Below are 14,827 nucleotides of genomic sequence, written 5' to 3' on the forward strand. Positions count from 1 at the left end.
TCGGCCTCGCCGTACGCCGTCATCGAGAACGTCGTGGTCGACGCGGAACTGCGCGGCACCGGTCTCGGCCGGCGGATCATGGATGCCACGCTCCAAGCCGCCTGGGACGCGGGCTGCTACAAGGCGATGCTGCTGACCGGCTCCCGTGACCCGGACACCCATGCGTTCTACCGGGCATGCGGGTTCTCCGCCGAAGCCAAGACCGCCTACCTCGCCCGTCCTCCGTCCACCACGGCCTGATCAGTGGGGCCGCCCCGGCCCACCCCCACGGCGGCCCCGCGCAAGCAGGGACTCGCATCGAGCGGGCACCGTTTCATGGCTCGTAACGCCGAAGGGAAGAGTTCCGGCTCCGGCGGTGGCCGCGGCGGACTGATCGGGACGCCACCCCGAGCAAGGCTGCCGCGCGGCCGTGCGGCATCGGGCTGGTCGCCGTCACATCGCGGCCGTTGAGCGGGGCGATGTGGTTGGACATATGGGCCGTAGCGCGCGGCCGGGCCGCGCCGGTGGCCGGCCACGACATCCGGGCTGTGCGTCACTCGGTCCGTTTGGTGTTCACTCAGGCGACGTTCGAGCAGCGTGGGCAGGGGATCGACCTGACGCAAACCAGGAGGCGCGAGGCCGATCAGCAGGGCCCTTGACGGGTAGGTTCTCTCCACGACGACCTCTCGCGGCCGTGCTGTCGGGCCCATGCACGCGGCTGCGGCGAGTTCGAGGCGGTGGACGACGGGGATTCCCAACTCGGCGAGCGGTCGGAGAGGGCCTCTCCGGTCACACCGGCACGGTGCGGGCGGTGGCGTTCTCTCCGGACGGGCGCCTGCCGACCACGGGAGCAAGGGACGGAGTGATGGGCCGCTGGACCGTGCACCCGAGCGGTCTTTGCGGGTGACTCGCACGCCCGTTCCGATGCCGACCCCGGCCGGGTGAACGGGTCCGTCGCGGCCGGTGGTTGAGCCGTGGTCATCAGCCGAAGCGTGCTGTGCGCCACGAGGTCTCGTATTGCCGGCGGGAGAAGGTGAGGGTTCCGATGGAGTCGTAGTTCCAGTCGCGGTAGGTGTTTTGCAGGTTCGACCACGTCACGGTGTCTTCTCCGGCGGTGATTGTCGCGGTCAGCGCCCAGCAGTCGAAGATGCCGCAGTCGCATCCGAGCAGTATGGTCTCGCCTTCCTCGGCGCCGTGCGGGACCATGTCCGGCTTTCCGCCGAGCAGGTGCTCCAGGCTGAAACCCTGGGCGTACATGTACGTCCCGGCCAGCAACGGTGCGGGGTCCGGCGCGAATTCGTCGGCGCGCTCCGCCTGCTCCGCCAAGGCGTCGGGAAGTTCCGCGCGGCGGACCGATTCCAGGAACGAGGCGCCGTCGATCAGGTACGCCAAAACCTCGATACTCCCACCCTCGACCGACCATTGGGGGGCGTAGGGGACCCTGCGGAACTCGATTGAATGCATGCGCCGACGCTAGTCGGCACGCGTCCACTACCGAACCGATTTTTCATACGCGGTGACGTAGCCGATCGATACACGCATCCGCCGCAAGCCGAACTGCGCGCGATGGACGCGAGGACCGCGCCGCGTTCGACAGCGGCATCACCGCCGTTGCTCAGGACCCGTACGGAACCCAGCGGCATCTCAACCCCGCCCACAAGACCCCGCGAACTCATCCGCCGATCCGGGCCCTTGGTCGCCGGGTCGTCCTCGAACCCGCGGCCGTTCGACCGAACTCGTTTCGGCGTCCGGTCCGTACGCGGACCGGATGCCGCCGTCCGCCAGGCTGAGCGTTGATTTTCCGATCAGCTGCAAGGGCCAAGCTCAGGAAGGGGCCGGGTTCAGTCCCGGGCGGAGAGTTCCAGAGCCAGTTCCATGCAGCGCAGGCGGGCCGGGGAGAAGTCGTAGGGCATCTTGCCGATCGCCTCGACCACACTCATGCCGCCTTCCTCCCGTGGTCCGGCAACGTTGTCGGCCTCCTCCTTGCCATCGGCGGCGTCGGGCTGCATGGCTTCCCAGGCGTCGAACAGGGCTTCGTCGTCCTTCTCCAGCCCGGACTCCTCGATGACGGTCAGCAAGGCGCTTTCGAAGGCGTGCCGCTGGGCGGCCACCTGAGCCACGCGCGGATCGTCAACGGCGACGGTGTCGTCAAGTGCCTCCTCGGTGGCGTCGAGGCGGTCGGATTCGGCTCGCAGGTCGGGGTAGGAGGCCAGGGCGATGAAGCGGGTGGCCTGGACGGCCGCTCCGAGCGGGCCGAAGATCCGCTCGGTGATCAGCAACGTGTCCAGGTCCGACTGGCGCAGGCTCTCGGGCAGGCTCTTGAGGCGGTCGGTGACGATGTCGGGGAGCAGGCCCATCCGGCTGCCCTCGGTACGCATGCGCTGTACGGCGGTCCTTTGCCGACGCAGTTCGGCTTCCTGTTCGGAGAGGGTTTCCTCCAGCCGCTCCAGGGTGGCCTCGATGTCGTCCTCGCTGTCGGTGTCGTCGGAGGCCGTGGAGGTGGTGAAGGCTTTGCGGATGTCGTCCAAGGCGATTCCGGCGTCGGCCATCTTGAGGATCCACAGCAGTCGGATCATGTCGTCGTAGCCGTAGCGGCGGCGGTCGTCGGCGCCGCGCTCGGGCTCCGGAAGCAGGCCGATTTCGTGGTAGTGGCGGATCGTCCGCGGTGTAGTACCGGCGAAGGCCGCCGCGTGACCGATCTTGACCCGGCGGGGCGGAATGAAGGACGCGTGCATGGACAGAGCCTTTCCTGAACGGAGCGGGGGTGAGTCCACTGGAACACATACCGCTACGGAAGGTGCAACCCCTGTTCGCAAGCCGGATGAACCGCCGTGGTGAACCCGCCTGGAGACCCGTCCGGCCCGAGGCCCTCGGGCTCGACGCCGACCCTGTCCGGCGGTTCTTTCGCACAGCGCCGGGCCGACGGGCACCGGCCGCGTTCCGCGCGTCCGTCGCGGACGGACGCGGGTCCCGCGATTGCACCTTCGTCTCCTACGACACCACCGACAGCGACGACCCCGACATCGCCCGCAAGATCGCCGAACTCCACGAACGCCGCCACGAGGGCAACCCGGCCCTCACCAAGCTCGTGGCCGACCTGCCTTCCTATCGCGACAGCGGCGCACCGCCCCCAATCCGTAGCCAAGCACCGAACGCGGCCTGCTCACGTCGTATGGGCGGGATGGTCGAACCAGGCCGTCACGGATCGCTTGTAGCCGTCGGGCATGAACAGGTCGGGGACCTCGGCGCGGGTGAACAGGCCGATCTCGCGGTGCTCGTGGCTGCGGACCGGTGCGGCAACGTCAGTGTCCGGGAGCGGGATGCCGTACGTGACGATCAGGACGTGGCGCTCGGGCAGGGGTTCGTAGACCCACGTGTCCAACAGGGGCCCGGTCCGGGCCCTCCAGGCGGTCTCCTCCTCGATCTCGCGCACCACGCACTCGGCCGGCACCTCGCCCGACTCCGGTCGGCCGCCCGGCAGTTCCCACTCCCGCCGCTCGTTGCGCAGCAAAAGCACACGGTCGCGGCGGTCGACCACGACGCCCTTGACCGAGACCGGCCACGTACGGGAAGCGGGTGTGTTCACGACGCAATCCTCCATGCGCTCGGCCACCGACGCTCGGGAATCGCCTGCGGCGCCCGCGAGAGAAGGGCCCTGTCAGTCTCCCGTACGACGCCCATGCCCGGGTGGGGCTCGACGTTGGCGGGCCGACGACCGGGCCGGCGGCATACCGGCGGCGTTCACCGGCATGCCCGACGGGCTGCGTCGTGGCCGGTGCGTGAGGCGTGGCCGGCACTCATTCCCGCTGCTTGTCGTGGGGTCGGGACGGATGTGGCTCCCGACGTGCTCGACTCGTTGTCGCCATGCGGCGGGCCGATGCGGTTCACGCCAGGGTGACGTTCACGCCGCCCTCGGCCAGGACTCGGAGAGCCGCGGCGAACAGATCGTGCGGCCGACCGTGCGGAGTCAGCCGCCGGGACAGGTGCGCGTGTGCGGCTCCGGCGTTCCGCCAGATCAGGGTCGCGGGGGAGGTGTGGCCGAATGCGCCGCGCAGGCAGTCCTGGAGGGCGTCGAGACAGCCGCCGAAGTAGCCGCCCGGACCGTTCACCGCCTCGCCGAGCGCCAGGTATAGGCCGGGCACGTCGGTGACGTTCCCGCCGTCGAGTTCATAGACGCGACCGGCCGGCCGATCACGACGGGCACGCCGGCAGCCCCGCGCTTGGACGAGGTCGAGCCACGCCCCGCGTTGCCGGGTGCCCAGGCCGGCCCAGGCGGCCGGAGCCTGCGGCGGTCCGGTGAACCACCGCTCCCAAATCGGCCGGGCATGCTCGGGTACAAGCGTGTAGTGCCTCGCGAGTTCCACGTCGACGAGATCCGCCCCGTGCGGGGATGGGCGCCAGGCATCGACTTTCGCCCACAGCACGCAATCGGCCAGCGGTTGCCCATGGTCATCCCTGATCTCCAAGGCGACTTCTTCGAGATGCAGGGCCTTGCGGGTGCCCTTGGCCAACGCCGCCCGCAGCTCATCGCCCGGGGCGAGACCGCGCAGTACGAGCGGTGGCATCATCTGCTCCGCGGGCAGGATCCGGGTGAACTCCCGGCAGGAGCCCAGCCATTGGTTCCCGTCGTGCACCCGGACGGGTCCCCGGTATCCCTCGGGCGGGCCTACGTAGTCGTCCTCCCCGGCAAGGACGAGACTGCCGCTCTTCGGGATCGCTCCAGTGCTCACGGCGTCCCCGAGCAGCCAGGGGTCGAGCGACTCGTCTCCCGGCACCAACCACACCAGCGTTCCGATCCAACCCTTCGCGCCGGTGCCGTCCGGGACCCAGCCGAACAGCTCGTAGGTCCCCCGCGCGGGTTCCGTGAACAACCCGTCCACCACGGAGCACACGCCCAATATGCGACCCTGCCTTGTTTCCGTCAGCGTGAACCGGCCGCGCCCACGATGATCCCTGTCGTCATCCACGGGGGAATCATGCCCGGTTCGAGCGAAGCAGGCCCCGATGAAGGCGTCACCCGGCCGCCGTTATCCTCCCACTTGCCGGCCACCCGTTCGCCGGACGGAAAACACGCCGATCACGTCGGACCGGTATCGCACTTTGGCCCGCATGCTCCCCGATGACACCTATCCGTCGAAAATCGGACGACTGACGTACTCCTTGGCCTATGCCGCCGGCTACAGCAGCACCCTGCTGCACTTCGACGGCACCGGGTGGACGCGGATCGCCGATCCGGACGGCCCCGACGCGGCCGACCTGCTGGCGGGCATCGCCTTCGACGCCGACGGCGAGGTGTACGTCGCCGGCAGATCGCGCGGCGGCCGCATACTTCGCGGGTCCGCACAGCGCGGTTTCTCGGTGGCCGTACGCGACCGAGTGGGCGCCATCGGCGTGGCGTTCGTCGAGGGACGGTTGTTCTGCGCCGCGGGGAAGGGCGGCGTCGTGGAACTGACCGCCCGGGGGCCGAAGACGCTTCGCGACGACATCGCCGCCTGGTCGATCGCCGAGGGCGAGGGCCGCGTCTACGTGACGGAGACACCGGGAGAGGCCGCGTACTCCGAACTCGACCTCGCCACCGGGCGATGGCACCGCCGGTACTACTGAGCGACGTCTGGCGCGGTACGGCCGGAACCGCGGCGCAGTTGCGTTCGGGCGGCGTACCGGGCGGCGTATCGGGTGGCGGCGACGAGCGACCTTGTGGTCATCAGCACGGACCCGCAGTGTCCGCGTCAGGGTCAGACTTCGGCCGAGTTCTTTCTGTTCGAGGTGCCGGGCAGGTGCTCCGGCGAAGCCGTGGGCGGGGGTACGGTGCCGGTTTCGCTGAGGCCGAATCGGTTGTGGAACCTGCGCAGGGGGCGGGGTGCGTACCAGGCCGAGCGGCCGAGCAGGCGCATCGCGGCGGGGACCAGGATGCCCCGTACCGCGACGGCGTCGATCAGGATGGCCAACCCGGTGCCCAGGCCGAACATCTGCATGAAGCTGATCTCGGCCGTCCCGAACGCGAAGAAGCTCACCGCCAACAGGGCGGCGGCGGCGCTGACGATGCGTCCCGTGTGCCCGAGGCCGCTGACCACGGCCGACTCGGTGTCCTCGCCCTGGTCGTGGAGTTCCTTGATCCGGCTGGTGACGAACACCTCGTAGTCCATCGAGAGGCCGAAGGCGATGCAGAACATCAGTACGGTCGTCGACACCTCCATCGGCTGTGGTGTGGAGCCGAGCAGGGACGTGAGGTGGCCGTCCTGGAAGATCCAGGTCATGACGCCCAGAGTCGCGCTCAGGCTGATCATGTTCAGGAGCAGCGCGCGCAGCGGTTGCACGACGCTGCCCGTGAACAGGAACAGGAGCAGGAAGGTGGTGAGGACGACCAGGCCGGCGGCGAACGGGAGTCGGCCGGCGATGGAGTCCTTGGCGTCGACCAGTTCGGCGTCGGGTCCGGCCACCAACGGACGCGTGCCGCCGGGCCCCGCGAGCGACCTCACCGTGGTGACCAGTTTCTGGGCATCTTCCGACTTCGGCGGCAGTGCGCTCACCACGTTGATTCGTTGCGCGTCCGGCCGGCCCAGGGCCGCATTGCCCGGACCCGGGGCGGTGGAGTTCCCTTCGGTGTAGGTTCCCGTGGACGCCTCGACCCGGACGATGCCCCTGTACCCGGAGAGTTGGGCCGCGTAGGCACCCAACGGGGCTTCGCCCACGGGCTTGTCGATGACGATGTGCAGAGCCGCGGCGTCGTTGCCGGCGAAGTTCTCCCGCAGCGCGGTCGCGACCTGTCGACTGGTCGCGTCCTCGGGCAACACGCGTTCGTCGGCCATGTCGAACGTGATGCCCAGGAGCGGACTCGACGCCAGCAGCAGGACGCCGAGCATCGGCGTCGCGGCGAGTACGGGACGTCGCATGACGGCGCCTGCCAGCCGGCCCCACACGGACGTCGCGGCGTCCGGGCGCGCGGGCTTCACCCATGGCATGCGGCCGCTGTTGACTCGGTGTCCCAGGACGGCGAGCAGGGCGGGCATCACGAACAGGGCGGCGATCGCCGCGACCATGATGACGCCGACCCCCGCGTAGGCGAACGAACGAAGGAAGGACTGCGGGAACACGAGAAGCGCGGCGAGCGCGGCGGCGACCGTGGCGGCGGAGAAGGCGACCGTGCGGCCCGCGGTGAGCACCGTGTGGCGGACGGCGTCGTCCACCTCGGCGCCGGACGCGAGTCCGTCCCGGAACCGGTTGATCATCAACAAGGCGTAGTCGACGCCCAGGCCCAGGCCCAGGGCCGTGGTCAGGTTGGTCGCGAAGATCGAGATGTCGGTGATGTCGCCGAGGAGGGCGAGTTCGGCGAAGGTGCCCATGACGGCGATGGTGCCGATCACCAGCGGCAGCATGGCCGCGACCACGCTGCCGAAGACGATCAGGAGCAGCACCAGGGTCAGCGGCACGGCGATGGTCTCGGCCAGGACGAGGTCGTCGGTGCCCTGCGTCGACATTTCCTTGGCCACGGCGGTGGCCCCGCCGGCCCGGACGACGAGTTCGTTCCCGCGCGGTCCGGTGTGGGCGGCGATGATGCCCTTGACGTTCTTCGCCTGCTCCGTGTCGTCGCCCTTGACGTGGGCGAGCACCATGGCCTCGCGGCCGTCCTTGGAGCGGAGGGCGGGGTTGTCCGTGTCCCAGTACGAGATCACGTTGTCCAGGGCCCGCTCTTTCCTGAGGTCGGCCGCCAGTGCCCGGCCACCATTTGCGACGGCCGGGTCGTCGATGCCGCCTTGGCGGGCGCGGACCAGCAGGACCAGATTCGTCTCCCCGCCGAACTTCGCGTCGATGACCCGACCGGCACGGGTGGATTCGGAGGCCGGGTCGTCGAAGCCGCCCCCGCTCTGCAACTTGGCGAACGCGCCGAAGCCCACGGCGGCCATGAGGGTCACGGCCACGGCCGCGACCACAAGAGTCAACCGGGACCGACGGATCGCCAGTTCGGCTACGCGCTCAAACACGTAACGTCTCCTTTGACTCACGCAAAGTGAGGCTAGCATGCGGAGTATTGCACTGATCCGAGCGGAGGAGAATTCGGGGCTTTTCGATCTTGTCGGGCGCTGAAGGCGTCGAATATGCCCGAAATCCAAGGGAGTTGACGTCCGGGCCCGGGTGCCGCCCCGGGGCGGTGGGCGGCGGACGCGAACTGGTCGGTGGAAGCACGGGGTTGGCCCGCGGGCCGGTCGACTTGATCGTCGGCCTCGAGCCGGCGCGTGGGCGGTGGGGCGCGTCAGACGCCGTTCGCGCCGGATGCGGCCGGCTTCGAGCGCGGCGGACCCGGTAGCCGCGCGCCGCAGGCAACGACGGACCCGATGCGCCGCACCGCCGCCACCTGCTCGCGCTCCCCGATTCCGGCCCGCGGCACCGTGACGAGCAATGGGATCCCCGTCCGCTCGGCGCGCGCCGATGCCGAGTGCGCCCGCCCGGCTTCGGGCCGTGTCCACGAGCCTGCCGATCGCCGGAGGCAAGGCCGTTCCCACGTGCGACGGCTTTCGGGCAACATCGTTCCCGTTTGCGACCGGACGCCGAGGGGTGCCTTCCCCGCGTTCGAGTTCGCCTGCCGCGCGCACACTCGAGGAGCTCCGTGCTCGGTCGGCAATTGCGCCGACCAGGCGAGATGTTGCCACGAGACGGCGCTCGCCCGGCTCGTGTCGCGGTGCCCGGCGACGGAGCTCGACCCTCGCCCCGAGGCCCGGCGGGACGCCGGCAGGTACCCGCCGTGCCGGCGAAGTTTCGCCCGGCGCTCGCGGGATCGCGAGTGGCGCCAGGCGCACACAGGTGGTCAACCGGCGCGCAGCCGTCGCCCTCGTGCACCCGGGCGCCCTCCTCCGGCCGTGGACCGAGTCCCGTCGTCCGCGCGATGGTTGGTGGACGCACGGCCTTGCCGACGCCGCCAGTGAGGGAGCAACGATGAGCCGCCCCGTTTACATCCGAGAGACCCGGGCCCTGCACAGCATCGAGGGCCCGGTGAGCATCCGGCCGCGCGAGATCGGCGGCGCCGCGTTCCATGCCGGCGGGCGGACCCGTCGCCATCACGCCGCAATGCTCTTCGCGCCGCGCGGACATGTGCGTGCGCGGTGATGACATAGCGGTCGAGGCATTCGCATTTCGGCGCTCCGGAGCGGGATTCGGTGACGGCGCCGTTCCGATGTGCCCCGTTTTCGTTCACCGAGTGGCATTTCGCGGAGGGTGAGGGTGGCGGCGCATCCCTCGGATGTGTTGTCGCCGTCGTGGTGGTCCGGGGGGATGCGGTGCCGGTTCGGTGCTGATTTGCCTCGGTCGCGAACACCTCACGAATCACGGTGTTCGGGCATGTCCGTCGAGCGGCGGATCCGGAACAGGGCGATCATCCACTCGCGGCGGCCGGAGCGGGCGCTCCCGGCGATCGAGACATGTCGACGGTGCGAAGGTTCGCCCTTCCGCCTCGACGAGTACACGGCGTGCGGGTGGCATTTCCCGGTGGCGAATGCCTCCCGGTTCCTTCTTCATGCGGCACAACGAAAGTCAGGGGGCGACTCGGTCGACTCGGGGCTCGGCGGAAGCGGTCGTTCCGACCGGCGGTCAGGGGGGACGGGTGGCCATCGAATCCAGTGTTGCCAGGTGGGAGTGTGATGTCTGCGAAGGCTATGACGCAATTGTCCGATGAACTCGTGTTCAACATCCTCGGGCCGCTGGCGGTGTCGTCGACCGCAGGCCCGTTGTTGTTGGGACCGGCGCGGCAACGTGCCGTGCTGTCCGCGCTGTTGCTGGCGCCGAACCAGGTGGTGGGTGCCGAGCGGCTCACCGAGGTCGTCTGGCCGACGGGGCCTCCCGGCAACGTGGCGGCGGGCCTGCATAGTTACGTCTCCAATCTGCGCCGCCGACTCGAACCGCACTGCCCTCCGCGGGGACGCAACCGGATCCTGCGGAGGGAGCCACACGGATATCTTCTCGCGGTCGAGGGGGAGCGGGTGGACGCCTGCCGGTTCGAGTACCTGCTGCGCCACGGGCGCCGGCTCCTGCGCGAGGGCCGTTTCGAAGAGGCCAGTTCGGCGCTCGAGGCATCCCTGTCCCTGTGGCGCGGCGCGCCCTACGCGGAACTCGGCGACTACGAACCGGCCGTGCGTGAGGCGGCGCGTCTGGAGGAACTGCGCTTCCTGACCTGGGAGGCCCTGTGGGAGGCCGAGCTGTGCTGGGGACGTGACAACGTCAACGCCGTGGCCGAACTGGCCGCCCTGAGCGCGAAGTACCCCCAACGGGAACGGCTGGGCTGGCTGCTGATGGTCGCGCTGTGCGAGGTGGGTCGGGAGGCGGAGGCGGTACGGGTCTACCACCGCATCCGTAGGGCGCTGGCCCAGGAACTGGGCGTGGACCCGGGACGGGAACTCCGGTTGTTGTTCACCCGGATCATTCGTGCCGAGTCCGTCGGACGGACGTGTCTGAAGTACTGACCGCGACTCGGCAGGGGCGGGACCGGCCGGCGTCAATTGATGCGCCGGTCCCGGCCCGACCAATAGGGCTCGCGCAACACGCCCTTTCGAACCTTGCCATTGCTGGTCCGCGGCAGGGCATCCGTGAAGTCCACGGACGTCGGTGCCTTGTATCGGGCCAACCGCTCCTTGCAGTGCGAGATGAGCTCCGCGGCGGTGGGCAGGACCCCGTCGACGGGCACCACCACCGCCTTGACGGTCTCGCCCCATCGCTCGTCCGGCACGCCGATGACGGCCGCCTCGGCAATCGACGGATGGCTCAGCAGGCACGCCTCGACCTCCACCGAGGCCACGCTTTCACCACCGGTGACGATGACGTCCTTCAACCGGTCGAACAGGACGAGGTGTCCGTCGTCGTCGAAGGAGCCCGCATCACCGGTGCGGAACCAACCCTCGTCGAGGGACGCCGCGTCGGCCTCGGCATCCCGCCAGTATCCGTCGAGCACCATGTTGGAGCGTGCGAGGACCTCACCGCGCGCGCCGGTGCGCAACCGCACGCCCAGGGCGGGCGCCCCCGCCCGGGCCAGACCTCCGCTGCCCGACGACGCCCCCGGCGGACGCCGGTTGAAGGTGAGCAGCGTCGTCTCCGTCAGGCCGTACACCTGGTGGAACGTCCAGCCCAGTTCGTCCTCCACCCGGCAGACGAACCGCTCGCTCACGGGCGCGCCCGCGCACACCACACGCACGCTGCCGTGCCCGGGGATCTCGCCGGGCCACGACTGTGCCGCCCGAAGTACCGCGTCCCACACGGCCGGAGCGCCGAACGCGAGGGTAACACCGTGTTCGTGGACGCGCCGTAGGATCTCCGTGCCGTCGATCCGGCGCAACAGCACCTGCTTGGCACCGAGTCCGGCGAGCAGGAACGGCACGCCCCAACCGTTGCAGTGGAACGTCGGCAGCGTATGCAGATAGACGTCCTGCTCCCAGATCCGGGCGTGCAGGCCGAACGTCGTCGCATTGAGCCAGATGTTGCGGTGGGTCAGGGCAACGCCCTTGGGGCGGGCGGACGTTCCCGAGGTGTAATTGAGGGTCGCGACGGCGTTCTCGTCGGGACACGACCAGGGACGGGGGGCGATGTCGTACCGCATGACCTGGGTGTCGGTCTGCTCACCGAGTAGGAACCGCTTCGGCCCCTCCACCGAGCCGAGCACGGCCTCGACCTCCGGATCCACGAAGACGACCGAGGCATCGCACTGCCGCAGGATGTACGCGATCTCCTGGGGCGTGAGGCGGTAGTTCACCGGAACGCAGATCCGGCCGCTCGCCGAGACCGCGTAGAGCAGTTCCAGGAGCCGGGAGGAGTTGGGGCTGACGACGGCGACCCGCTCGCCGACGCCGACACCCAGGGCGTCCAGACCCGCCTGCCAGGCCCGAACGCGTCGCAGTACTTCACCGTAGGTGGTCGTGGGCACCGGGCCGGACGGCTGGTCCGGCTCGTCCACGAGCGCGGTGCGATCGGCCGCGGCCGTCTCGGCGCGGTCCAGAAAGTCGGCCAGGGTGAGCGGAACGAGCATGATGCGTCCTCACGATGGGGTCTCACGGCGGGGTTCCCGGGAACGGGACGGGCGCGAAGGCACGAAGAACACGAACGGCGCGGCCGACGGCATGCGACGGCGAAGGAGGCCAAGAAGCCGACGCAGCGGGCCGGCGCGACGACGGTGCTCGCCCACGGCGTCCGCGCCACCGCGGCTTCGCGCCCATCGTGGCATCCCCGGTCCGAATCCAGAAGACTCCCTCGGACCCGCCCAAGTCGCGTTCAAGAAACCCCCAAGTCCGGCCGGTGAGGATGCAGCGTCGCCGTGGACCACGAGACGGGGAGAGGCGAATGCGCGAGGAGTCGGGCGCGGTGACCACCTGGGCATCCGGAGGGTGGGTCGAGGAGGACGGTATCGGCAGTGCGACGCTGCGCCGCCTCGTGGAAGCGTGGCCGCGGCGTGCCGCGGTGGCGACGAGTTCCGGTGTGCTCGGCGGGCCTGCGACGTACGACCCCCGGGTGCCGGACTATCCGCTGCGGATGGTCCCGTTCGCGCAGCACCCCCGGTTCCTCGCGGCCACCGGTGAACAGCGCAGACAGGTTCTGACGGGCCTGTGGATCGGTTACAACGAACGGGTCATCGCCACCGAGCACCTCATCGCGGAGCCCGCCTTCGACCTCGTCATGCGTGGCGTATTCCCCGGCAGCGATCAGCCGCTGGTGCGGCAGGGAGTGCAACAGGCCATCGTCGACGAGAGTTTCCACACGTACATGCACATGCTCGCCGTCGCTCGGACCCGGGAGTTGCGCGGCGTGCGCAGCCGACCCGAGCAGCCCGCCCTGGTCACGTATCGGCGGTTGCGCCAGGCGCTGGCGACGATGCCGGAGGCGTGGGAGCGCGACGTCGCCGTCCTGGTCTGGGGAGCGGTGGCCGAGACCTGCATCAACTCCCTCCTGGCGCTGTTGGCCAGGGACGACTCGATCCAGCCCATGCACTCCCTGATCACCACCCTGCACCTGCGGGACGAGACGGCGCACGGCTCCGTCGTCATCGAGGTCGTCCGGGAACTGCACGCCAGGATGGACGCCGACCACCGCCGCGCCCTGGTGCGCTGTCTGCCGCTCGCCCTGGAGGCGTTCGCCGAGCAGGACCTCTCCACGCTGTGGCTCGAACTGGTCACCGCGGGCGTCGAGGGCGCCGACGAGATCATCGGCGACCTGCGGGCCACGCCCGCCGGCCGGCGTCTCGTGCGGGACTTCTCCGGGGCGCAACGAATGATCGAACGACTGGAGTTGACCCACGCGGTGGACTTCGACTTCCCCGAGAGACCCGAGTGGTCGCCCGGCGTGGGCGTGCGCGGATGAGCCCCCCGGAGTCCGCCGGTGTCCGCCGGCCTCCGCCACCGACGCTGAAGGGTGACCGATGATCGTTGCTCGATTCCGATCCGACGTGCCGATCGAGGACCGGAGCCGGCTGACCTGCGCGTGGCATCAGCGCGGATACCGGTCGCTTCAGTGCCTGGTCGGGCGACACACCCTCGTCACCTTCCCGGACCTCGAGGCGACATCGCCGAAGGGCGCGGAGTTCGTGGCCTTGTTGCAGGCCACCCCCGCGCTCGAATGGGTCGTCGACAGCGTCGACGCACCGGCCCTGGGCAGTCTCGCGGCCACGGGCGAGCCGACCGCGGTGCGGGTGTCCGACGACTGTGTCGTGGGCGGCGGACGCTTCACCTGGATCGCCGGGCCCTGCGCCGTGGAGAGCGCAGCGCAACTCCTCGGCGTGGCACGGGAGGTGCGGGACCGAGGCGCACACCTGCTGCGGGGCGGCGCGTTCAAGCCCCGTACCTCTCCGTACGCCTTCCAAGGACTCGGCAAGGCCGGCCTGGACCTGCTGCGGGAGGCGTCCGCCGAGACCGGACTGGGCGTCGTCACGGAGGTCGTCGACGTCGCGCACGTCGAGGCCGTCGCCGAGGTGGCCCAGGTACTGCAGATCGGCGCACGCAACGCACAGAACTTCGCGCTGCTCCACGAGGTGGCGTTGACCGGCCGCCCGGTGCTGCTGAAGCGGGGCTTCGGCTGCACGGTCCCGGAGTGGCTCCACGGCGCCGAATACCTGCTGGCGGCGGGCAACGGCAACGTGCTGTTGTGTGAACGCGGCGTCCGTACCCACGGCAACACGACTCGCTTCACCCTGGACATCAGCGCCGTGCCGCTGGCGAAGCGGCTCAGTCACCTGCCGGTGATCGTCGACCCCAGCCACGCCTGCGGGCGCAGCGACCTGGTGGCCCCGCTGGCCGCCGCCGCTGCCGCCGCCGGAGCCGACGGGGTGATGGTCGACGTGGACCGGGCCGGCCACTCCGCGCTGTGCGACGGCGAGCAAGCGATCACCCCGGACGCGTTCGGGGCGCTCGTGGAGCGCACGAACCGCATGCTGCGCAGTCTCGACCCGGAACCCGACCCGGCGCGCGAGGGTCGGCCGCCGACTCCGGAGTCGCGCACGACGACCGCGACGGGCTCTCTCCCTCTTCGTGTCCACGCCCCGCGCGACGCCGGCGACGACGTCGCCGGGCTCGAACGGCGCACGGACCTCCCCTAGCGCCCGCACCCGTTCCCGGCCGTCGTACCCAGGCAGAAAGGACACAAGGATGGACCGGAACGAGGGATACGACCGGCCGTTGCGACAGCGCCTCGCGGACGCAGGGGAGGTGGAGCGGCGCCGGCTGCTGCTCGATCTGATCCGGACGCACGCCTTGGCCGTTCTGGACCGGGACGACCGGGTGCCGCTCGATCCCGGCCGGGCGTTCGGCGTCCAGGGGGTGCGGGGGCGGGCGGCGGCACGTCTGCGGGAACGGCTGAGCAAGGTTACCGGCAACGCCCTGTCCAG

The 14,827-nt window shown here is 70.1% G+C and carries 12 protein-coding genes; 6 read left to right on the forward strand and 6 right to left on the reverse strand.

From position 1 onward, the window contains the following. On the forward strand, positions 1 to 240 hold a 240-nt coding region (locus ACZ4FV_RS42500), incomplete at its 5' end, for a GNAT family N-acetyltransferase (RefSeq protein ID WP_465326131.1). A gap of 720 nt (positions 241 to 960) precedes the next feature. Here the strand turns inward: ACZ4FV_RS42500 and ACZ4FV_RS42505 are convergent. The 4 genes from ACZ4FV_RS42505 to ACZ4FV_RS42520 form a co-directional block, all read right to left on the reverse strand. Then, entirely contained in the window at positions 961 to 1,443 is a 483-nt protein-coding gene (locus ACZ4FV_RS42505; RefSeq protein ID WP_402235269.1) for a hypothetical protein, read from the reverse strand. Positions 1,444 to 1,820: 377 nt separating this feature from the next. Continuing rightward, entirely contained in the window at positions 1,821 to 2,714 is an 894-nt protein-coding gene (locus ACZ4FV_RS42510; RefSeq protein WP_465326133.1) for a MerR family transcriptional regulator, read from the reverse strand. 428 nt (positions 2,715 to 3,142) lie between these two features. Continuing rightward, positions 3,143 to 3,565, reverse strand: coding sequence for an NUDIX hydrolase (locus ACZ4FV_RS42515; protein WP_465326135.1), 423 nt, complete (start codon positions 3,563 to 3,565; stop codon positions 3,143 to 3,145). Between the two features lie 298 nt (positions 3,566 to 3,863). Further along, a complete protein-coding gene (locus ACZ4FV_RS42520) occupies positions 3,864 to 4,946 on the reverse strand; it encodes a barstar family protein (RefSeq protein WP_465326137.1) in 1,083 nt (360 codons plus the stop codon). A gap of 142 nt (positions 4,947 to 5,088) precedes the next feature. Here ACZ4FV_RS42520 and ACZ4FV_RS42525 point away from each other — a divergent pair, with 142 nt between their 5' ends. Continuing rightward, a complete protein-coding gene (locus tag ACZ4FV_RS42525; RefSeq protein WP_465326139.1) occupies positions 5,089 to 5,583 on the forward strand; it encodes a hypothetical protein in 495 nt (164 codons plus the stop codon). A 131-nt stretch (positions 5,584 to 5,714) separates the two neighbouring features. On the opposite strand, the gene ACZ4FV_RS42530 is transcribed toward ACZ4FV_RS42525, so the two are convergent. Further along, positions 5,715 to 7,961: an MMPL family transporter gene (locus ACZ4FV_RS42530; RefSeq protein ID WP_465326141.1), complete on the reverse strand. Its 2,247-nt coding sequence runs from the start codon at positions 7,959 to 7,961 to the stop codon at positions 5,715 to 5,717. 949 nt (positions 7,962 to 8,910) lie between these two features. On the opposite strand from ACZ4FV_RS42530, the gene ACZ4FV_RS42535 reads away from it, so the two are divergent. Beyond that, positions 8,911 to 9,081 carry a hypothetical protein gene (locus ACZ4FV_RS42535; protein ID WP_395861411.1) on the forward strand — a complete coding sequence of 57 codons (171 nt, stop codon included), beginning with the start codon at positions 8,911 to 8,913 and terminating at the stop codon, positions 9,079 to 9,081. A gap of 530 nt (positions 9,082 to 9,611) precedes the next feature. After that, entirely contained in the window at positions 9,612 to 10,430 is an 819-nt protein-coding gene (locus tag ACZ4FV_RS42540) for an AfsR/SARP family transcriptional regulator (RefSeq protein WP_465326144.1), read from the forward strand. 32 nt (positions 10,431 to 10,462) lie between these two features. Here ACZ4FV_RS42540 and ACZ4FV_RS42545 read toward each other — a convergent pair whose 3' ends face one another. Continuing rightward, a complete protein-coding gene (locus ACZ4FV_RS42545; RefSeq protein ID WP_395861414.1) occupies positions 10,463 to 11,983 on the reverse strand; it encodes an AMP-binding protein in 1,521 nt (506 codons plus the stop codon). 311 nt (positions 11,984 to 12,294) lie between these two features. On the opposite strand from ACZ4FV_RS42545, the gene ACZ4FV_RS42550 reads away from it, so the two are divergent. Both ACZ4FV_RS42550 and aroF read left to right on the forward strand, forming a co-directional pair. Continuing rightward, the gene (locus tag ACZ4FV_RS42550) at positions 12,295 to 13,308 is read left to right on the forward strand and encodes a 4-aminobenzoate N-oxygenase (protein ID WP_465326146.1); all 1,014 of its coding nucleotides are present in this window, start codon (positions 12,295 to 12,297) and stop codon (positions 13,306 to 13,308) included. A gap of 58 nt (positions 13,309 to 13,366) precedes the next feature. Next, positions 13,367 to 14,539 (forward strand): 3-deoxy-7-phosphoheptulonate synthase, encoded by a 1,173-nt coding sequence (gene aroF / locus ACZ4FV_RS42555; RefSeq protein ID WP_465326148.1) that lies wholly within the window; start codon positions 13,367 to 13,369, stop codon positions 14,537 to 14,539. Positions 14,540 to 14,827: the final 288 nt, after the last annotated feature.

It is taken from the genome of Embleya sp. NPDC025285, assembly GCF_055558835.1.

Coding starts and splice junctions, on each gene's coding strand:
- ACZ4FV_RS42505 (WP_402235269.1), bottom strand. CDS start 1,443: ATGCATTCAATCGAGTTCCGCAGGGTCCCCTACGCCCCCCAATGGTCG.
- ACZ4FV_RS42510 (WP_465326133.1), bottom strand. CDS start 2,714: ATGCACGCGTCCTTCATTCCGCCCCGCCGGGTCAAGATCGGTCACGCG.
- ACZ4FV_RS42525 (WP_465326139.1), top strand. CDS start 5,089: ATGCTCCCCGATGACACCTATCCGTCGAAAATCGGACGACTGACGTAC.
- ACZ4FV_RS42535 (WP_395861411.1), top strand. CDS start 8,911: ATGAGCCGCCCCGTTTACATCCGAGAGACCCGGGCCCTGCACAGCATC.
- ACZ4FV_RS42540 (WP_465326144.1), top strand. CDS start 9,612: ATGTCTGCGAAGGCTATGACGCAATTGTCCGATGAACTCGTGTTCAAC.
- ACZ4FV_RS42545 (WP_395861414.1), bottom strand. CDS start 11,983: ATGCTCGTTCCGCTCACCCTGGCCGACTTTCTGGACCGCGCCGAGACG.
- ACZ4FV_RS42550 (WP_465326146.1), top strand. CDS start 12,295: ATGCGCGAGGAGTCGGGCGCGGTGACCACCTGGGCATCCGGAGGGTGG.
- aroF (WP_465326148.1), top strand. CDS start 13,367: ATGATCGTTGCTCGATTCCGATCCGACGTGCCGATCGAGGACCGGAGC.